The sequence below is a fragment of the Agromyces sp. NPDC055520 genome (assembly GCF_053619715.1).
The window spans coordinates 86,444-105,303 of sequence record NZ_JBSHJY010000001.1; the positions used below are offsets into that span (position 1 = coordinate 86,444).

At 70.8% G+C, this 18,860-nt stretch carries 17 protein-coding genes; 15 read left to right on the top strand and 2 right to left on the bottom strand.

The window, feature by feature from the left end:
- The first annotated feature begins 11 nt into the window (after window positions 1–11).
- The 10 genes from ACWGST_RS00380 to ACWGST_RS00425 all read left to right on the top strand — a co-directional run bounded on the left by ACWGST_RS00380 (window position 12) and on the right by ACWGST_RS00425 (window position 11,928).
- Window positions 12–980: an AAA family ATPase gene (locus tag ACWGST_RS00380; protein ID WP_452044664.1), complete on the top strand. Its 969-nt coding sequence runs from the start codon at window positions 12–14 to the stop codon at window positions 978–980.
- Window positions 977–2,293 (top strand): DUF58 domain-containing protein, encoded by a 1,317-nt coding sequence (locus ACWGST_RS00385; protein ID WP_452044665.1) that lies wholly within the window; start codon window positions 977–979, stop codon window positions 2,291–2,293. Before ACWGST_RS00380 ends, ACWGST_RS00385 begins: the two co-directional genes overlap by 4 nt.
- Window positions 2,290–4,782 carry a transglutaminase-like domain-containing protein gene (locus tag ACWGST_RS00390; protein WP_452044666.1) on the top strand — a complete coding sequence of 831 codons (2,493 nt, stop codon included), beginning with the start codon at window positions 2,290–2,292 and terminating at the stop codon, window positions 4,780–4,782. Before ACWGST_RS00385 ends, ACWGST_RS00390 begins: the two co-directional genes overlap by 4 nt.
- 21 nt (window positions 4,783–4,803) lie before the next feature.
- The gene (locus tag ACWGST_RS00395; protein WP_452044667.1) at window positions 4,804–5,307 is read left to right on the top strand and encodes an FHA domain-containing protein; all 504 of its coding nucleotides are present in this window, start codon (window positions 4,804–4,806) and stop codon (window positions 5,305–5,307) included.
- Between the two features lie 221 nt (window positions 5,308–5,528).
- Window positions 5,529–7,007 carry a 3-isopropylmalate dehydratase large subunit gene (gene leuC / locus ACWGST_RS00400; RefSeq protein WP_452044668.1) on the top strand — a complete coding sequence of 493 codons (1,479 nt, stop codon included), beginning with the start codon at window positions 5,529–5,531 and terminating at the stop codon, window positions 7,005–7,007.
- 2 nt (window positions 7,008–7,009) lie between these two features.
- Window positions 7,010–7,630, top strand: a complete 621-nt coding sequence (leuD, locus tag ACWGST_RS00405) for a 3-isopropylmalate dehydratase small subunit (RefSeq protein ID WP_452044669.1) — start codon at window positions 7,010–7,012, stop codon at window positions 7,628–7,630.
- The gene (gene murA / locus ACWGST_RS00410; RefSeq protein WP_452044670.1) at window positions 7,627–8,994 is read left to right on the top strand and encodes a UDP-N-acetylglucosamine 1-carboxyvinyltransferase; all 1,368 of its coding nucleotides are present in this window, start codon (window positions 7,627–7,629) and stop codon (window positions 8,992–8,994) included. The genes leuD and murA overlap by 4 nt, the downstream gene beginning before the upstream one ends.
- A 40-nt stretch (window positions 8,995–9,034) precedes the next feature.
- Window positions 9,035–9,778, top strand: coding sequence for a lysophospholipid acyltransferase family protein (locus ACWGST_RS00415; RefSeq protein ID WP_452044671.1), 744 nt, complete (start codon window positions 9,035–9,037; stop codon window positions 9,776–9,778).
- A gap of 52 nt (window positions 9,779–9,830) precedes the next feature.
- Window positions 9,831–10,922: an NAD(P)H-dependent glycerol-3-phosphate dehydrogenase gene (locus tag ACWGST_RS00420; RefSeq protein ID WP_452044890.1), complete on the top strand. Its 1,092-nt coding sequence runs from the start codon at window positions 9,831–9,833 to the stop codon at window positions 10,920–10,922.
- Window positions 10,822–11,928 (top strand): D-alanine--D-alanine ligase family protein, encoded by a 1,107-nt coding sequence (locus ACWGST_RS00425; RefSeq protein ID WP_452044672.1) that lies wholly within the window; start codon window positions 10,822–10,824, stop codon window positions 11,926–11,928. Before ACWGST_RS00420 ends, ACWGST_RS00425 begins: the two co-directional genes overlap by 101 nt.
- Before the next feature lie 13 nt (window positions 11,929–11,941).
- Here ACWGST_RS00425 and ACWGST_RS00430 read toward each other — a convergent pair whose 3' ends face one another.
- On the bottom strand, window positions 11,942–12,466 hold the full coding sequence (locus ACWGST_RS00430; RefSeq protein WP_452044673.1) for a DUF3515 domain-containing protein: 525 nt from the start codon (window positions 12,464–12,466) through the stop codon (window positions 11,942–11,944).
- Between the two features lie 106 nt (window positions 12,467–12,572).
- Here ACWGST_RS00430 and thiL point away from each other — a divergent pair, with 106 nt between their 5' ends.
- On the top strand, window positions 12,573–13,583 hold the full coding sequence (gene thiL / locus ACWGST_RS00435) for a thiamine-phosphate kinase (RefSeq protein ID WP_452044674.1): 1,011 nt from the start codon (window positions 12,573–12,575) through the stop codon (window positions 13,581–13,583).
- Here thiL and ACWGST_RS00440 read toward each other — a convergent pair.
- Complete coding sequence (locus tag ACWGST_RS00440; RefSeq protein ID WP_452044675.1) at window positions 13,553–14,191, bottom strand: RsmD family RNA methyltransferase; 639 nt, start codon at window positions 14,189–14,191, stop codon at window positions 13,553–13,555. The genes thiL and ACWGST_RS00440 overlap by 31 nt on opposite strands.
- Window positions 14,192–14,240: 49 nt before the next feature.
- On the opposite strand from ACWGST_RS00440, the gene ACWGST_RS00445 reads away from it, so the two are divergent.
- From ACWGST_RS00445 to ACWGST_RS00460, 4 genes are read left to right on the top strand one after another with little or no spacing between them, the layout of a single operon-like run.
- Window positions 14,241–15,059, top strand: a complete 819-nt coding sequence (locus ACWGST_RS00445; RefSeq protein ID WP_452044676.1) for a tetratricopeptide repeat protein — start codon at window positions 14,241–14,243, stop codon at window positions 15,057–15,059.
- Window positions 15,056–17,293 carry an ATP-dependent DNA helicase RecG gene (locus tag ACWGST_RS00450; protein WP_452044677.1) on the top strand — a complete coding sequence of 746 codons (2,238 nt, stop codon included), beginning with the start codon at window positions 15,056–15,058 and terminating at the stop codon, window positions 17,291–17,293. The genes ACWGST_RS00445 and ACWGST_RS00450 overlap by 4 nt, the downstream gene beginning before the upstream one ends.
- 51 nt (window positions 17,294–17,344) lie before the next feature.
- On the top strand, window positions 17,345–17,836 hold the full coding sequence (gene coaD / locus ACWGST_RS00455) for a pantetheine-phosphate adenylyltransferase (protein WP_452044678.1): 492 nt from the start codon (window positions 17,345–17,347) through the stop codon (window positions 17,834–17,836).
- Between the two features lie 44 nt (window positions 17,837–17,880).
- On the top strand, window positions 17,881–18,855 hold the full coding sequence (locus ACWGST_RS00460; RefSeq protein WP_452044891.1) for an AAA family ATPase: 975 nt from the start codon (window positions 17,881–17,883) through the stop codon (window positions 18,853–18,855).
- Window positions 18,856–18,860: the final 5 nt, after the last annotated feature.

An 18,860-nucleotide genomic window follows, 5' to 3' on the forward strand; every position in this document is an offset into this window, starting at 1 on the left:
AAGGAGAGAACATGGCAGTGACACAGGAACAGGCGGACTGGTTCTCCGACGCCTTCGCGAAGCTCGTCGACAACGTCGACCAGGCGATCCTCGGCAAGCGCGAGGTCATCAGGCTCGTCGTGGCGGCACTGCTCAGCGACGGTCACGTGCTGCTCGAAGACGTGCCGGGCACGGGCAAGACGGTGCTCGCGAAAGCGCTCGCGAACACGCTCGACGGCTCGAACTCGCGCATCCAGTTCACCCCTGACCTGCTGCCCTCCGACGTCACCGGTGTGACGATCTACGACCAGGGCAAGGGCGCCTTCGAGTTCCACAAGGGCCCGATCTTCGCCTCGATCGTGCTGGCCGACGAGATCAACCGGGCGAGCCCGAAGACCCAGTCGGCACTGCTCGAGGTCATGGAGGAGGGCCGTGTCACCGTCGACGGCGTGAGCCACGACGTCGGCCGCCCGTTCATGGTCATCGCGACGCAGAACCCCGTCGAGCAGGCCGGCACGTACACGCTGCCCGAGGCGCAGCTCGACCGCTTCCTCATCAAGACCTCGCTCGGCTACCCCGACCACAACACGGCGGTCGCGCTGCTGCTCGACTCGTCGAACCGCGCCCGTGCGTCGAAGGTGGCGCCGATCATCGCCCCGGGCTCGGTGGCGGCGATGGCGCAGCTGGCCTCGGACGTGTTCGTCGATGCCTCCGTGCTCGCCTACCTGAACCACATCGTGACCGCGACCCGCACCCACAAGGACTCGACCCTCGGGGTCAGCATGCGCGGCGCGCTCGCGCTGGCACGCGCCGTCAAGACCTGGGCACTCTCGCAGGGCCGCACCTACGTGACCCCCGACGACGTGCGCGAGCTCGCGGTGCCGGTGCTCGCGCACCGCATCATCGTCGACCCCGAATCGGACTTCGCGGGCATCACCGCCGAAGACATCGTGAGCCGAGTGCTGGTCGACATCGAACCGCCTGCGTACCGCGCGGCATGACGCAGACCGTCGCCCCCGAACGCCCGGACCCCTCGCCGCGCGTGCCCTCGCAGGCCGCCATCGCCCTGCGGGGTCTCTGGCGCGCCATCGCGGGCGGGGCGCGCAACGCGCTGCGTCTGACCGGTCAGGCGTTCGCCAGGGTGTTCGGGTTCGCCGCGCCCGTCACGCGCGTGATCTCGCCGATCGGCTGGATCGTGCTCGCCGGCGCGATCGTCGCCTTCGCGCTCAGCCGCATCTTCGGCTGGATCGAGTTCGGCTACGTCGGTGCGACGCTCGCCGCCGCGCTCGTCGTGGCGGTCGCGTTCGTGTTCGGTCGGGCGAGCTTCAGCGTGCACATCGAGCTGAACCCGCACCGCGTCGTCGCGGGGGAGCGGGCGCTCGGCCGCATGGTCGTGACCAACATCGCCGCGAAGCCGTCGATCCCGTCGCGCATGGAACTGCCCGTCGGCGGCGCCGTCGCCGAGTTCGTCGTGCCGGTGCTGGCGCCCGGTGCCGAGCACGACGAGCTCTTCGCCGTGCCGACGCAGCGACGTGCGGTCATCGTCGCGGGCCCCGCGATCACGGTGCGCGGCGACCAGCTCGGCCTCTTGCGCCGCACCGTGCGGTGGACCGACGAGGTCGAGCTCTTCGTGCACCCCGTCACCGCGCGGCTCGCGCCGAGCGCCTCGGGTCTCGTGCGCGACCTCGAGGGCGAGGTCACGAAGACCATCACGAACGACGACATCTCCTTCCACGCCCTGCGCTCGTACGAGCCCGGCGACGCGCTGCGCAACGTGCACTGGCGCACCTCCGCGCGCACCGGCCAGCTCATGGTGCGCCAGTTCGAAGAGACCCGTCGCTCGCAGCTCACGATCGTGCACACGACCGACCGCGGCGCCTACGCGTCCGACGACGAGTTCGAGCTCGCCATCTCGATCACCGCGTCGATCGGCGTGCAGGTCGTGCGCGACGGCACCAAGATGAGCATCGCGAGCGAGCGGATGCCGCTCTCCACCGCCACCCCCACGGCACTGCTCGATGACAGCTCGCGTCTGGTCGAGACATCCGGCGATCATGCGAGTCTGCGTGACTTCGCGCGGGAATCGACGAAGCGACTGCCGCCGCCGAGCGTCGTGATGATCGTCGGCGGGTCGCAGGTGCCGCTCGCCGACTTCCGCGCGGCGGAGACCGTCTTCGGGCTCGACGCGCAGACCATCGGGTTCCGCGCCGAGTCCGGTGCGCCGTCGCGCATCGCGAAGGTGTCGGGGCTGACCGTGGTGACGATCGGTGCGATCGGCGATCTTCCGCGCGTGATGCGGCGGGTGCGGCCGTGACCGAGACCTCGACCCCCGCGCCGCAGGCGACGCCGGCAGGCGCTGCCCCCCAGCCGGCCACCCGCCCGTTCCCGGCGCGCGCCTGGCCCGACGTCGCGATCATCTCGATCCTGTCGCTCCTCGGCGTCATCGGCTACGAGACCTCGTTCGGCGACGACAACTTCTTGATCGCCGGCATCGGCGGACTCGTCGTGGGCACCGCGTTCGGCGTGCTCGGCTACGTGCTGCGACTCGGCATGGTCACCAACGTGCTCGCTGCGCTGCTCGGCTACTTCCTCTTCGGCAGTGCGCTCACGATGCCGGCCCAATCGCTGTTCGGCGTCGTGCCGAGCCTCGAGACGCTCGCGGGTCTCGCGCTCGGCGCGGTCTGGGGCTGGGCCGACATCGTCACGCTGCAGACCCCGGTCGAGGCGCCGTACTACATTCCCGTCGTGCCGTACTTCGCGACGTGGCTCGTCGCCCTCGTCGGCACGATGCTCGCGAGCCGTTGGCTCTCGGTTCGGCGCACGCCCCTTCGGGCGAGCGTGCTGCTCATCGGCCCGGCCCTGCTGTTCCTCTCGGGCATTCTGCTCGGCACCGACGAGACCTACTTCGCGGGTGTGCGCGGGGTCGCCTTCGCCGTGATCGCGCTGATCTGGCTCGGTTGGCGGCGCAGTGCCGCCCCGGCGGCGAGCGGCGATGGCGCGGCGAGGCTGCAGCGGCGCAAGCTCGCAGGTACCGGCATGCTCGTCACGGGCGCAGTGCTCGTCGGAGCGCTCGCGGGCACCGCGCTCGCTCCGACGCAGCCCGACCGCTTCGTGCTCCGCGAAGAGATCACGCCGCCGTTCGATCCGCTCGCCTTCCCGAGCCCGCTGGCCGGCTTCCGCTCGTACACGAAAGATCTGGCCGAGACGACGATCTTCACCGCGACCGGACTCGAGCCCGGCGACGTGATCCGCCTCGCGAGCATGGACTCGTACGACGGCCGGCTCTGGAACGTCGCCGGACCAGACGACATGGCCGTGAGCGACGGCGGGTTCTCGCTCGTCGGCGAGACGCTGCCCCTGCCGGCGCTCATGCGGGCGGGCGGCGAGCGCACGGCCGAGATCGAGATGGGCGGCTACGACGACGTCTGGTTGCCGGGCGTCGGGTTTCCGACCCGCTTGAGCTTCGACGACGCGGCGAGTGCCGACAGCGCAGGCGACCTGCGGTACAACTCCTCGACCGGCACCGCCGTGCTGACGAGCGGCCTCGCCGAGGGCTACCGCTACACGATCGACGCGACGGTGCAGCAGAGCGTCGACGACGACGACCTCATCGACACCCCGGCGGCGCAGCTCGACCTCGCGCCGATCGAGAACACGCCCGACGTCGTCGTCGCGAAGGCGCAGGAGTACGCCGGCAGCGCCGAGACGCCCATCGAGCAGCTGCGCGCCATCGAGACCGCGTTGAAGACCCAGGGCTTTCTGAGCCACGGACTCGCGTCCGACTCGGTGCCCTCGCGGGCCGGTCACGGCGCCGACCGCATGATCGAGCTGTTCACCCGCAGCCAGATGGTCGGCGACGAAGAGCAGTACGCCTCGGCCATGGCCCTGATGGCCCGCTACTTCGGGTACCCGTCGCGAGTCGTCATGGGCTTCGCGCCGCAGATCGGCGAGGACGCCGATTCCGTCGAGGTCGTCGGCGACGACGTCACCGCCTGGGTCGAGGTCGCATTCGACGGCGTCGGCTGGGTTCCGTTCCACCCCACGCCCGACGAGACCGACATCCCGCAGGATCAGACGCCCAAGCCGAAGTCCGAGCCGCAGCCGCAGGTGCGCCAGCCCCCGCGCAGCGACAACGAAGACGAAGACCTGCTGACCGCGGTCGAGATCGATGACAGCGACGACGAGAAGAAAGACCAGGGCTTCGTCATCCCTCTGTGGGCGTGGGTCACGGCGGGCGCCGTCGGCATCCCGTTGCTGCTCTTCTTCGGCACGATGCTCGTGATCGGCGCGCTCAAGGCCCGGCGCCGGCGGCGCCGGCGCACCCGCGGCACCGGCGACCGCAGGGTGGCCGGTGCGTGGGACGAACTGACCGACGAGTTCGCAGAACTCGGCTTCGAGGTGCCTCGCGTCGGCAGCCGTCGGCAGGTGGCGGCTGCGATCGAGCAGCAGTTGCGTGACCAGGGCCTCGGCGATGCGCGCGCGCTGCACACCGACACCGGCCCGGTACGTCTGGTGCGAGCGGATGCCGCGGCGAGCAGCATCCGCGTCACGCCGCTGGCCGATGCGACCGACCGGGCCGTCTTCGGCGGCCGCGAGGTCGAGGAGACAGTGGTGGAGGAGAGCTGGAAGGCCGCCCTCGAGTCCGTCGGACTCGCGCGCGCGGCATCCGGTCGACTGCGACGCTTCTTCAGCAGGTTCCGCATCCGCTCGAAGCGCGACTGGGCGAAGGTCGACTTCTCGGGGTCGAAGCCCGCGAGATCGAGGCGTTCGCAACCCGGCGAAGCGGGGGCGGCGATCTCGTAACCGCTCGTTTAGAGTGGTGTCGTGGAACACGAGGGGTTCATCGTTCCGCCTCCGGGGTTGATCCCCGACACCGTCGAGGCGCCGCCTCGTCGTGCGCCCGAAGTGCGGCCGGCGGCGTTCCCGACGTTCACGCCGACGAGCCTGCCGGCCACGCCGCCGCGACCCGTGGTGCCCCCCGCCGAGGCCGTGCCGCACGGCCCGTGGGTGCTCTCGCTCGATGACGGCCAGCGCTTCCAGCTCGGCGGTTCGATCGTGCTCGGCCGCGACCCCGCGCCCGTCGCGGTGCGTCCGCACGCGGCCCTCGTGCCGGTCGCCGACCCCGCGAAGTCGGTGTCGAAGACCCACGCGATCATCGACCTCGAGGGCCAGGAACTCTCGATCACCGATCTGCACTCGACGAACGGCGTGCTGATCACGCGTGCCAACGGCGATGAGCACGACCTCGGCCCGGGCGAACGCGTCGTGCTCGCCCCCGGCGACCGGGTCGAGCTCGGCACCTTCGCGGTGCGCGTCGAGCGGGCGTGAACCCCGGGACATCCACCTCGCCCTGCGGTGTCGACCGGCCCCTGACAGCGTGCGATCCGCATCATCTGGCAGGTGCCCCATCGCCGAGGTGTTAGCCTGAAGCAGTGCGCGCACGACGACTTCTTCTCCTCCTTCGTTGCCGCGGCGGGGCTTCGTTCTGAGGCCTTCCCCGCCGCGGAGTCTGTCGTCGGCTGACCCCTGGACCTGAGGAAGACGAACGCATGAACCCAGCACCCACGAACGCCGCGCCCACCACAGCAGATGTCGCGGCGGCAGAACGCCCGCGCACCCTGGCCGAGAAGGTGTGGAACGCCCACCTGGTCAAGCAGGGCGAAGACGGCACCCCCGACCTGATCTACATCGACCTGCACCTCGTGCACGAGGTGACGAGCCCGCAGGCCTTCGACGGCCTGCGCATGGCGGGTCGGCCGGTGCGCCGGCCAGATCTCACGATCGCGACCGAAGACCACAACACGCCGACGCTCGACATCGACAAGCCGATCGCCGACCTGACGAGTCGCACCCAGATCGAGACGCTGCGCAGGAACGCCGCCGAGTTCGGCATCCGCCTGCACTCGCTCGGCGACAAGGAGCAGGGCATCGTGCACGTCGTCGGCCCGCAGCTCGGCCTGACGCAGCCCGGCATCACGGTGGTGTGCGGCGACTCGCACACCTCGACGCACGGCGCGTTCGGCGCCATGGCGTTCGGCATCGGCACGAGCGAGGTCGAGCACGTGCTCGCCACGCAGACGCTGCCGCTGAAGCCGTTCAAGACCATGGCGATCAACGTCGAGGGCGCCCTGCGCCCCGGCGTCACCGCGAAAGACATCATCCTCGCGGTCATCGCGAAGATCGGCACCGGCGGCGGGCAGGGCTACGTGCTCGAGTACCGCGGCAGCGCGATCCGTGCGCTCTCGATGGACGGCCGCATGACGATCTGCAACATGTCGATCGAGGCGGGTGCGCGCGCCGGCATGGTGGCGCCGGATGCCACGACGTACGCGTACCTCGAGGGTCGCGACCATGCTCCGGCCGGCGCCGACTGGGATGCGGCCGTCGCCTACTGGGAGACGCTCGCGACCGACGAGGGTGCCGAGTTCGACGCCGAGGTGTTCATCGACGCAGGCTCGCTCGAGCCCTTCGTCACGTGGGGCACGAACCCGGGCCAGGGCGTCTCGCTCTCGGATTCGGTGCCCGACCCCGCAGCCATCGACGACCAGCACGAGCGCGCCGCCGCCGAGCGCGCACTCGAGTACATGGCGCTCGAGCCCGGCACGCCGTTGAAAGAGATCGCGGTCGACGCCGTCTTCATGGGCTCGTGCACCAACAGCCGCATCGAAGACCTGCGGGCCTTCGCCTCGATCATCAAGGGCAAGCAGAAGGCCGAGGGCGTGCGCGTCATGGTCGTGCCGGGTTCGGCCCGCGTGCGGCTCGAGGCCGAGGCCGAGGGACTCGACAAGGTCATCACCGATTTCGGCGCCGAGTGGCGTTTCGCCGGTTGCTCGATGTGCCTCGGCATGAACCCAGACCAGCTCGCACCCGGCGAACGCTGCGCCTCGACCTCGAACCGCAACTTCGAGGGCCGTCAGGGCAAGGGCGGCCGTACACACCTCGTGTCGCCGCTCGTGGCCGCCGCCACCGCCATTCGCGGCACGCTGTCGAGCCCGTGGGATCTGCAGACCGAAGGGGAGGGGAACTGATCATGGAGAAGATCACGACCGTCACCGGCACCGCGGCGCCGCTGCGCCGTTCGAACGTCGACACCGACCAGATCATCCCCGCCGTGTTCTTGAAGCGCGTGACGAAGACCGGGTTCGACGACGCGCTCTTCCACGAGTGGCGCAAAGACCCCGAGTTCGTACTGAACCGGCCCGAATACCAGGGCGTGAAGGTGCTCATCGCCGGCCCCGACTTCGGCACCGGTTCGAGCCGCGAGCACGCGGTCTGGGCCCTGCGCGACTTCGGGTTCGGCGTCGTCATCAGCTCGCGCTTCGGCGACATCTTCCGCGGCAACGCGGGCAAGCAGGGACTCGTCGCCGCCCAGGTCGCCTACGAAGACATCGAGCGCCTGTGGGAGGTCGTCGAGGCCGACCCGGGAATAGCCGTGACCGTCGATCTGGTTGCACGAACGGTGAGCGCTGGAGCGCTCACGGTCGCGTTCGACATCGACGACTACACTCGGTGGAGGTTGCTCGAGGGGCTCGACGACATCGGGCTCACCCTTCGAGACGAAGCAGCAATCGCCGAATTCGAGTCTCATCGAGAGTCGTGGCGGCCGAAGACGCTCCCCATCCGGGAGCCGGCGGAATCAGGGAGTCTGTGAACACACTCGGGCAGGATGCCAAGAACCATGGAACGGCGGTCGGCTTGAACGTCGACAAGATCACGATCAACGGTGGCAAGCCGCTCCGCGGTCGCATCGAGCTGAAGGGCGCGAAGAACCTCGTCACGAAGGCGATGGTCGCGGCCATTCTCGGTGACACGCCCAGCGTGCTGAAAGACGTGCCGAACATCAGCGACGTGCGCATCGTCCGCGGCCTCCTCGAGGTGCACGGCGTGAGCGTGACGCAGGGCGCAGAGGGCGAGCTCATCCTCGACCCGACGGCCGTCGAGACGGCCCACATGGCCGACATCGACGCGCACGCGGGTTCCAGCCGCATCCCGATCCTGTTCTGCGGCCCGTTGCTGCACCGGCTCGGCGAGGCGTTCATCCCCGACCTCGGCGGCTGCCGCATCGGCGACCGCCCGATCGACTACCACCTCGAGGTGCTGCGCAACTTCGGCGCCATCGTCGAGAAGCTGCCGAGCGGCATCCGCATGTCGGCGCCCGGCGGCCTGCACGGCGCCAAGGTGTCGCTGCCCTACCCGAGCGTCGGCGCGACCGAGCAGGTGCTGCTCACGGCCGTGCTCGCCGACGGCATCACCGAGCTCTCGGGCGCGGCGATCGAGCCCGAGATCATGGATCTCATCAACATCCTGCAGAAGATGGGCGCCATCATCACGGTCGACACCGACCGGGTCATTCGCATCGAAGGCGTCGAGAAGCTCGACGGCTACACGCACCGTGCACTCTTCGACCGCAACGAGGCCGCGAGCTGGGCCGCCGCGGCCCTCGCGACCGACGGCGACATCTTCGTCGGCGGCGCCCGTCAGGCCGAGATGCTCACCTTCCTCAACGTCTTCCGCAAGGTCGGCGGCGACTTCGAGATCCAGGAGGACGGCATCCGCTTCTTCCACCCCGGGGGCGAGCTCTCGCCCGTGATCATCGAGACCGACGTGCACCCGGGCTTCATGACCGACTGGCAGCAGCCGCTCGTGATCGCCCTCACGAAGGCGAAGGGCGTCTCGATCGTGCACGAGACCGTCTACGAGCAGCGCTTCGGCTTCGTCGACGCACTCGTCGAGATGGGTGCGTCGATCGAGGTGCACAAGGAATGCCTCGGGGGTCGCCCGTGCCGCTTCGGCCAGCGCAACTTCAAGCACTCCGCCGTCATCTCGGGCCCGACGAAGCTGACCGGCGCCGACATCGAGGTGCCCGACCTGCGGGGCGGCTTCAGCCACCTCATCGCGGCGCTCACGGCCGACGGCCGCTCGACCGTCTCGAACGTCGGCATCATCGCCCGCGGCTACGAGAACTTCATCACGAAGCTGGAGCTCCTCGGGGCGGACTTCGAACTCGAAGGATAATGGGGGAGTGCCACACGACGACACTCCTTCGGCCAGCCCCATGAGAGCACGTTCGGAGACCCGCCGGCCGTCGTTCTTCTGGTTGCTCGCCGCCATCGCCCTTCCCCCGCTGGGCCTCGCGGTGCGTTATCGGTTCCATCACCGCGAACGCCTGCCGCAGTCGGGCGCCTTCGTGCTCGCCCCCAATCACTACAGCGAGATCGACCCGCTCGTGATCGGCGCCGCGGTGTGGAAGCTGGGGCGTGCGCCCCGGTTCCTCGCGAAGGCGTCGCTCTTCAAGAACCCCGTGCTCGGCTGGCTGCTGCGCACCTCGGGGCAGATCCCGGTCGAGCGAGCCGGCAGCAAGAGCCACCGGGCGCTGCGCGCCGCCGAAGAGCTCGTCGAGAAGGGCCGCATGGTCGTGGTCTACCCCGAGGGCTCGCTCACCCGCGACCCCGACCTCTGGCCGATGCGCGGCAAGACGGGCGCCGTGCGCATCGCGTTGGAGCGCGACATCCCGATCATTCCTGCAGCGCACTGGGGCACGCAAGAGCTGATGCCGCGCTACGGCAAGCAGATCCACCCGTTCCCTCGCAAGACCATCGACGTCATCATCGGCGAACCGCTCGACCTCAGCGCGTATCGCGGCAAGCCGCTCACGCAGTCCACCCTGCTCGAGGCGACGGGCGAACTCATGGACGCGATCGCCGAACTGCTCGCAGAGCTGCGGGGCGTTCCGGCACCGGCCGAGCGTTGGGATCCGACGCAGCACGGTCAGAAAGAGACGGGTCGCCTTGAAGACTAGAGTTCCCGCCAAGAAGGCGGCCGGCAAGAAGGCGGTCGGCAAACGCGTCGCCGTGCTGGGTGCCGGCAGCTGGGGCACGACCTTCGCGAAGATCCTCGCCGACGGCGGCGCCGACGTCGTGCTGTGGGCGCGGCGCCCCGAACTCGCGCGCGAGATCCAAGAGGCCAAGCGAAACAGCGACTACCTGCCCGGTGTCAACCTGCCGCTCGGACTCAGGGCGACGAGCCGCCTCGACCTCGCCCTCGCGGGCGCCGAACAGGTCTTCATCTCGGTGCCGAGCCAGTCGCTTCGTGAGAATCTCGCGATCATCGCTCCGCACCTGCACGCGCAGGCAACCGTCGTCTCGCTCATGAAGGGTGTCGAGAAGTCGACCGGCAAGCGCATGAGCGAGGTCATCGCCGAGGTGCTGAAGATCGATGAGTCCCAGATCGCCGTGATCTCCGGGCCGAACCTCGCGCTCGAGATCGCGAAAGAGCAGCCGACGGCCGCCGTCGTCTCGTCGACGAGTCTCGAGACGGCTCAGGCCGTCGCATCCGTCGCCCGCAACCGCTACTTCCGCTCGTTCGTGAACACCGACGTGATCGGCACCGAGTTCGGCGGCGTGCTGAAGAACCTCATCGCCGTCGCGATCGGCATCGTCGACGGCGTCGGGTACGGCGAGAACACGAAGGCCTCGATCATCACGCGGGGCCTCGTCGAGATGACCGACTTCGCCGTGGCCTACGGCGCGCACCGAGAGACCCTCGCGGGGCTCGCCGGACTCGGCGACCTCATCGCCACGAGCCAGTCGCCGCTCTCGCGCAACAACACCGCGGGCCGGCTGCTCGGCCAGGGCTACCACCTGAACGACGTCGTGACGCAGATGCAGCAGACCACCGAGGGGCTCGCGTCGGTCGGGCCGATCCTCGAACTCGCGCGGGCGATGGGCGTCGACATGCCCATCGTCGAACAGGTTCGGCAGGTGCTCGCGGGCACGCTCGACCCGAAAGACATCGCGCCCCACCTCACGACCGATGACGAGCCGCAGGGCGAAAGGACGATCGATGGACAAACTCAGAGTGGTTCTGCTGTTCGGAGGGCGTTCCAGCGAGCATTCGATCAGCTGCGCCACGGCGGGCGGGGTGCTTCGGGCGATCGACCGTAGCCGCTACGAGGTGATCCCCGTCGGGATCACCCGCGACGGTGCGTTCGTGCTCGAGTCGGACGACCCCGAACGCTTCGCGCTCGACCCGGCGCACCTGCCCGAGGTCGTCGACAACGGCAGTCGGGTGCGTTGGCCCGAGAGCGCGTCGTCGCGCGAACTGCGCGTGATGACGGTGTCCGCCGAAACAGGTGGTTCCGGCGAGCGTTCGCTCGGCGACGTCGACGTGGTCTTCCCCATCCTGCACGGGCGTTTCGGCGAAGACGGCACGATCCAGGGCATGCTCGAGCTGCTCGGCCTGCCGTACGTCGGCAACGGCGTGCTCGCCTCGGCCGTCGGCATGGACAAGCACTTCACGAAGACCGTGCTCGAGGGCGCCGGCATCGCCGTGGCGCCGTGGGTGACGTTGACCCGATCGTCGCTCGACGAGAACCGCGAGCTGTGGGAGCGCCGCACGAAAGCGCTCGGCCTGCCCGTGTTCGTCAAACCGGCGCGCGCCGGCTCCTCGGTCGGCGTCACGAAGGTCGCCGACTGGTCGCAGCTCGACGCGGCCCTCGAGACCGCCTTCGCCGAAGACGGCACGGTGCTCGTCGAGGCCGCGGTCGTCGGCCGCGAGATCGAGTGCGGCGTGCTCGGTGGCGTCGGTGCGTCGGTGCGGGTGAGCGTCGCGGGCGAGGTCGTCGTGACCGGACGCGAGTTCTACGACTTCGAGGCGAAGTACCTCGACGCACCCGGGGTCGAGCTGATCTGCCCCGCCGAGCTCGGCGACGGTGAACTCTTCGAGCTGCAACGCATCGCGCGGCGGGCGTTCGAGGCGATCGGCGGCGAGGGTCTCGCCCGGGTCGACGTGTTCCTCACCGACGAGGGCTTCGTCGTGAACGAGGTCAACACGATGCCGGGCTTCACGCCGATCTCGATGTTCCCGACCTGCTGGCAGCAGTCGGGGGTGACCTACCCCGAGCTCATCGCCGAACTCATCGACGGCGGCGTCGCGCGCGGCAGCCGCTGAGGCGCAGGCGGGCTCAACCGACGGCGTCGGCCTCCTCGACACTCGTGCAGCCGCCGTCGGCCGGGATAGCCGAGACGGCAGCCGAGAGGTCGGTGATGACGGTCGTGCCAGAGACCACGTCGTTGTCGACGAGCACTTCGACGGCGGGCGTGCGGCCGTAGGTGGTGAACAGGTACTTCGGCTTCTGCGATTCGTCGATCACCCAGTCGACGCCGTTGACGCTCACGCACCGGTCGGTCGTGGGGCCGAGGGGCTCGGCGCCGCAGCGCAGCACGACGGATGCCGGCTCGCCCCAGGCACCCGTGCCCTGCGCGTTGGTCTCGCGTTGCTGCTGCTCGGAGTCGGTGTCTTGCGCGATCGTGTCGGGCAACCGCACGACCACGGCGGCGCAGGCGGGATCGCTCGCGAGCGGCGCGGTCTCGATCGGCACGGCCTGACTGCAACCGGCGAAGACGAACATCGAGGCTGCCGCGGCCGCCGTGGCGGCGAGCAGTCGGAATCCCGTGCGAGACCGGATGGGGGCGGCTGAGTCAGACATCACGATCAGGCTATCGCGAGCTCGTCACCCGAAGCTGGGCGTCGCCGAGTTGCCGCGTCGCCAACGCCGGCCGGCCGGCCGCGAGGCGCACGCTAGCGTGAGAGGCATGCACGAGCACGACCCCGCGCACGCCGCGATCCGCAGCCAGACGGTCGGCGAGCTCGGCGAGGACGCCGCGCTCGCGCGGATCCTGCCGAGACTCCGCCCGGCCGCCGCAGCCCTCCTCGGCCCCGGCGACGACGCGGCGGTGGTCGCGGCGGCCGACGGCCGCTTCGTCGTGACGACCGACCTCATGGTGCACGGCCCCGACTTCCGGCTCGCCTGGTCGACGCCGTTCGAGCTCGGCTGGAAGGCCGCGGCCACGAACCTCACCGACGTGGCGGCGATGGGCGCCCGGCCGACCGCACTCGTCGTGGCGATCGCCGCACCGCCCTCGCTCGACGCCGTGGTGCTCGAGGGCCTGGCCGACGGACTCCGCGAGGGACTCGCCGCGCTCGCGCCGGGGGCGGGGGTCGTCGGCGGCGACCTCAGCGCCTCGGCGGTGCTGATGATCGCGGTGACCGCGTTCGGCGATCTCGAGGGGCGACCCCCGGTGACGCGCAGCGGCGCCCGCCCGGGCGACGTGGTCGCCCACGCGGGTGCGCGAGGCGATGCGGCGCGCGGTCTCGCCCTGCTCTTCGCCGAGGCGACGGATGCCGCGGGCGAACCCGATGCCGCTGCGGCCGAGGCGTTGCGCACGCGGCATCCAGAGCTCATCGCCGCCCAGCTGGCACCGTCGCCGCCGGTATCTGCCGGAGTGGCAGCCGCGCTCGCGGGCGCCACAGCCATGCTCGACGTCTCTGACGGGCTCGCTCGCGACGCGCGGCGCATCGCGCAGGCGAGCGCAGTCGGCATCGACTTCTCGGCCGCGGCGCTCGGCCCCGAGGTGCGTCTCGCGCTCGCGGGCGCCGAAGACCACGGGCTGCTCGCGACGTTCCCGCCCGGCACGGTGCTGCCGGCGCCGTTCGAGGCGATCGGCACCGTGACGGATGCCGCGGGGCTGCTGCTGCTCGACGGCGTCGCGATCGACGGGGCCGGCTGGGACCCCTACTCGGGCTGGGACGGCAGGTCGGGCTGAGCGGGCCCGGGCCCGGCCTCAGGCCCGGTCTCAGGCGCGGGCTCGGCCGTCGTCGCCCACCAGAGCGTCGTCTCGCCGTAGTCGCGCCGGCGCTCGGGCTCGATGCCGACCGGCCAGACGGGCTCGGGGGAGCGCGAGCTGCGCTCGACCATGACCACGGCGCCCGGCGCGAGCAGCGGCGCGAGCAGCTCGAGGTCGCGGGCGAGCGCGCTCTCGGCGAGGTCGTACGGCGGGTCGATGAAGGCGACGTCGATGCCGGCTGCCGCGGTCTCGAGGTACGCGGCGACCGGGCGTACGGCGACGCGCACGTGCGGGCGGGTACCGTCCTTCGCCGCCTTCAGCAGGGCGTCGGCGTTCGCGCGGCAGATCTCGGCCGCGGGCTTGGCCCGTTCGACGAGCACGATGTCGGTCGCACCACGGCTGGCCGCCTCGAGCCCGAGCGCCCCCGAGCCCGCGTAGAGGTCGACGACGCGCGCGCCGTCGAGGGCGTCTCTGGCCTCGAGCGCCGAGAAGATCGCCTCGCGTACGCGGTCGCTCGTGGGCCGGGTGCCGGAGCGCGGCACCCGAATGGTCAGTGAGCCGGCGAATCCGGCGATGATGCGGGTCATGCTCAGGCGAGCATAACGGGCGGGCCCGAAGCGCTGCCATGATGGAAGGGTGGATGACTCGACCGACCAGGTGCCCGCCGAACCGTCCCGACATCGCGGGGCCCGACAGCAGATGATCGACCGACTCTGGGACTTCGGCGACCCGGCGGCGAGTGAGGAGCGTTTCAGGGAGGCCGCAGACGACGACGGCAACTCCGCGCACGACCGCGCCGTGATGACCACCCAGCTCGCCCGCGCGCTCGGCATCCAGGGGCGCATCGACGAGGCGCTCGCCGCGCTCGACGGCGTGACGGCCGGCATCCAGCCCGGCGACGCGCCGGCCGATGCCGCCGAGCTGAGGGCACGCGTGTCGATCGAGCGCGGCCGGATCGCGGCATCCGACGGCCGCCCCGCCGACGCGGTGCCCGAACTCACCCGCGGCGTGCGCGAGGCGGCGCTCGCCGGGTCGCCGTTCCTCGTGCTCGATGCGCTGCACATGCTCGCCCTCAACGACGCCGGCCATGAAGAAGAGTGGGCGACCGAGGGCTTCGACGTGCTCGACGGCGTGCGCGACCCGCGCGTGAAGCGCTGGGGCGTCGCCCTGCACAACAACCTCGGCTGGACCCTGCACGACGCCGGGCGGCTGCCGGGCGCCCTCCTGCAGTTCGAGCAGGCCGTCGAGGCCGCCGATGCCTACGGCACGGCCGGGCAGCGCCACGTCGCCCGCTGGTCGGTCGCGCGGTGCCTGCGCAGCCTCGGCCGCGACGACGAGGCACTCGCGATCCAGCGCGAACTCGCCGAGTCGCGACCCGATGACCCCTACGTGCAGGCCGAGCTCGCGGCGCTGACCGGGGCCGTGACAGAGGCAGAGCCTACGATCGAGCCATGACCGAGGGGCTCGATCAGGCGAGCGGCACCGCACCCGCACCCGGCTCGTTCACGCTCGATTCCAAGTTGTCGGTGCCGCTCGGCGGCCGCACGGCGCAGGCGTTCGAGCGCGGCTTCGGGTACCGCACCGTCGGCGAGCTGCTGGCGCACTACCCGCGCCGCTACGCCATGCGCGGTGAGCTCACCGCGCTCGCCTCACTCCCGCTCGATGAGGCCGTCACGATCATCGCCGAGGTGATCGAGGTCAACGAGCGGTCGATGCGCGCCCGCAAGGGCTCGATCGTCGAGGCGAAGATCACCGACGGCACGGGTGTGCTGACGCTCACGTTCTTCAACCAGCGCTGGCGCGCCAACGAGTTGCGCCCGGGCCTGCGCGGCATCTTCGCCGGCAAGGTGGGCGACTACCAGGGCCGTCGCCAGCTCGCGCACCCCGACTACCAGCTGTTCGACGACGCGACCCCGATCGCGGCGGGCGACGCGGCGGCCAAACGCTGGGCCGAGGCGCCGATTCCGATCTACCCGGCCACGTCGACGCTCGTCAGCTGGCAGATCGCGAAGGCGGTCGAGTTGGTGCTCGACGGCCTCGCGCCGGTGGATGACCCGTTGCCGTCGTCGGTGCGGCAGGCGAAGTCGCTCCTCGCCCACCGCGAGGCGCTCGAGCTCGTGCACCGGCCCGTGCGCGACGCCGACTGGAAGCGGGCGCGCGGTACGCTGCGCTTCACCGAGGCGTTCGTGCTGCAGGCGGCCCTGCTGCAGCGTCGCGCCGAGCTGCGCACGCACACGACGGTCGCACGGCAGCCGGTGCCCGGGGGGCTGCTCGAGCGGTTCGACGCCGCGCTGCCGTTCACCCTCACGGGCGACCAGCTCGACGTCGGCGGCGAGATCGCCCGCGACCTCGCCGAACCCGTGCCGATGAACCGGCTCGTGCAGGGCGAGGTGGGTTCGGGCAAGACGGTCGTGGCGCTCCGGGCGATGCTCGCGGTCGCCGACTCGGGCGGCCAGTCGGCACTGCTCGCACCGACCGAGGTGCTCGCCGGCCAGCACCTGCGTTCGATCGCGAAGATGCTCGGCCCCGACCTCGCCGCCGAACTCATGCCGACCCTCTTGACCGGGCAGTTGCCCGTCGCCCAGCGCAAGAAGGCGCTGCTTCGGGCCGCCGCCGGGCAGTCGCGCATCGTGGTCGGCACGCACGCGTTGCTCGGCGACAACGTGTCGTTCGCCGACCTCGGGCTCGTCGTCGTCGACGAGCAGCACCGCTTCGGCGTCGAGCAGCGCGAGGCGTTGCGGCTGAAGGGGCAGAGCCCGCCGCACGTGCTCGTGCTGACGGCGACGCCGATTCCGCGCACCGTCGCGATGACGGTGTTCGGCGACCTCGACGTGTCGACGATCCGCGAGCTGCCGGCCGGCCGCGCGGGCATCACCTCGCAGGTCGTGCCGCTCGCGATCAGGCCGACGTGGCGGCCGCGCATCTGGGAGCGCCTCGCCGAAGAGCTCGCGCTCGCGCGACAGGCCTTCGTCGTGTGCCCGGCGATCGAGGCGAAGGTCGTCGAAGACGAGGGGCCGGGCGGCGCGGCGGCGGTCGCGCCCGACAGCGGCGAGAGCCGAGCGGATGCCGCGGGCCCCGTGGCATCCGTCGTCGCCGTGCTCGCCGAACTGCGCGCACACCCGCGCTTCGCCGACACGCGCATCGCCCCGCTGCACGGCCGCATGACGGCCGATGAGAAAGACGCGACGATGCGCGCATTCTCGGCCGGCGAGATCGACGTGCTCGTGGCGACCACCGTGATCGAGGTCGGCGTCGACGTGCCGAACGCGAGCGCCATGGTCGTCGTCGACGCCGACCGCTTCGGGGTCTCGCAGTTGCACCAGTTGCGTGGCCGGGTCGGCCGGGGCTCGGTGCCGGGCCTCTGCCTGCTCGTGACCTCGGCGGTGCCCGGCTCGCTCGCCCTGCAGCGGGTCGAGGCCGTCGCCGCGACCCTCGACGGCTTCGAGCTCGCCCAAGCCGACCTCGAGCTGCGGCAAGAGGGCGACGTGCTCGGCGCCGTGCAGTCGGGCGGGCGCTCGTCGCTCAAACTGCTGAAAGTGGCCCGCGACGGCGACCTCATCGCCGAGGCGCGCGAATTCGCCCAAGAGGTGCTCGCGAGCGGCGACGGGCTCGATTCGCAGCCCGCGCTCGCCGCCGCGGTACGTCGCCGACTCGACGACGAGACGAGCGGATACCTGAGCAAGGGCTGAGACTCTGCACCGGCCCTTCCACGTGACCGCGCGGGCAGTACGCTGTTGCGTATGCAGCGGATCGCCGTCGTCCCAGGATCATTCGACCCCGTCACGCGCGGACATCTCGACGTCATCGAACGGGCCGCGGGGCTCTACGACGAGCTGCACGTCGTCGTCGTGCACAATCCCGACAAGTCGGCGCTGCTGCCGATCGCGCAGCGGGTCTCGCTCATCGAGCGCTCGATCGCCGAAGCCGGCATCCAGGGCCGCATCGTGGTGGCCTCGTGGAGCATGGGCCTGCTCGTCGACTACTGCACCGACGTCGGCGCCTCAGTGCTCGTCAAGGGCGTTCGGTCGCAGCTCGACGTCGCCTACGAGACGCCCATGGCGATCGTGAACCGCCACCTCGCTGGGGTCGAGACCGTGTTCCTCCTGCCCGACCCCGCGCACGGCCACGTGTCGAGTTCGCTCGTGCGTCAGGTGTCGGCGCTCGGCGGCGACGTCGCACCGTACGTGCCGCCGGCCGTCGCGGAGTACCTCCAGGCGGCGATGACGCCATGACCGAGACCACGGCCGACCGGGGCGCCACGGAGCTCGCGTCGAAGATGGGCATCGACGAGGTGGGCACCCGAGCGGCGGCCATCGTGGCGAACGTCGAAGCGGTCATCGCAGGCAAGCGCGAGGCGGTCACGAGTGCGCTCACGGTGCTGCTCGCCGAGGGCCACCTGCTCATCGAAGACGTGCCGGGCGTGGGCAAGACGATGCTCGCCAAGACCCTCGCGCGCTCGGTCGACGCGACCGTCAGCCGCATCCAGTTCACCCCCGACCTGCTGCCGAGCGACGTCACCGGCGTCTCGGTGTTCGACCAGGCGAGCCGGCGCTTCGAGTTCAAGCACGGACCGGTGTTCGCCAACATCGTGATCGGCGACGAGATCAACCGTGCGAGCCCGAAGACCCAGTCGGCACTGCTCGAGTGCATGGAGGAGCGACAGGTCACCGCCGACGGCACGACCTACCGGCTCGAACCGCCGTTCACCGTCATCGCGACGCAGAACCCGGTCGAGATGGAGGGCACCTATCCGCTGCCCGAGGCGCAGCGCGACCGCTTCATGGCCCGCATCTCGATGGGCTACCCCTCGTCCGCCGACGAACTGGCGATGCTCTCGACCCGAGAGACCTCGAGCCCGCTCGACGCGCTCGAACCCGTCGTCAGCCTCGCCGAGCTGCGCGGCATGATCGAGGCCGTGCAGCACGTGTTCACCTCGCAGCCCGTCAAGGAGTACGCCGTCGATCTCGCGAGGGCCACCCGCGAAGACCGGCAGTTGCGGCTCGGGGCGAGCCCGCGGGCCACCCTGCAACTCATCCGTGCGGCCAAGGCGCACGCGGCCATGCACGGGCGCGACTTCGTGCTGCCCGACGACGTCGACGCCCTCGCCGTGCCGGTGCTCGCGCACCGGCTCGTGCCCACGAGTCGTGCGATCGGGGCGCACGACCGAGACAGTGGGCCGCTCATCGACGCCATCGTGCGCCGCATCGTGGGGGAGACGCCGGTTCCGGTCGGCAGCGCGCGAAGGACCTGAGATGC

Excerpts from the sequence above, each read along its gene's own strand:
- ACWGST_RS00380 (WP_452044664.1), top strand. The coding sequence starts at position 12 with ATGGCAGTGACACAGGAACAGGCGGACTGGTTCTCCGACGCCTTCGCG.
- ACWGST_RS00385 (WP_452044665.1), top strand. The coding sequence starts at position 977 with ATGACGCAGACCGTCGCCCCCGAACGCCCGGACCCCTCGCCGCGCGTG.
- leuC (WP_452044668.1), top strand. The coding sequence starts at position 5,529 with ATGAACCCAGCACCCACGAACGCCGCGCCCACCACAGCAGATGTCGCG.
- leuD (WP_452044669.1), top strand. The coding sequence starts at position 7,010 with ATGGAGAAGATCACGACCGTCACCGGCACCGCGGCGCCGCTGCGCCGT.
- ACWGST_RS00415 (WP_452044671.1), top strand. The coding sequence starts at position 9,035 with ATGAGAGCACGTTCGGAGACCCGCCGGCCGTCGTTCTTCTGGTTGCTC.
- ACWGST_RS00425 (WP_452044672.1), top strand. The coding sequence starts at position 10,822 with ATGGACAAACTCAGAGTGGTTCTGCTGTTCGGAGGGCGTTCCAGCGAG.
- ACWGST_RS00430 (WP_452044673.1), bottom strand. The coding sequence starts at position 12,466 with ATGTCTGACTCAGCCGCCCCCATCCGGTCTCGCACGGGATTCCGACTG.
- thiL (WP_452044674.1), top strand. The coding sequence starts at position 12,573 with ATGCACGAGCACGACCCCGCGCACGCCGCGATCCGCAGCCAGACGGTC.
- ACWGST_RS00440 (WP_452044675.1), bottom strand. The coding sequence starts at position 14,191 with ATGACCCGCATCATCGCCGGATTCGCCGGCTCACTGACCATTCGGGTG.
- ACWGST_RS00450 (WP_452044677.1), top strand. The coding sequence starts at position 15,056 with ATGACCGAGGGGCTCGATCAGGCGAGCGGCACCGCACCCGCACCCGGC.
- coaD (WP_452044678.1), top strand. The coding sequence starts at position 17,345 with ATGCAGCGGATCGCCGTCGTCCCAGGATCATTCGACCCCGTCACGCGC.
- ACWGST_RS00460 (WP_452044891.1), top strand. The coding sequence starts at position 17,881 with ATGGGCATCGACGAGGTGGGCACCCGAGCGGCGGCCATCGTGGCGAAC.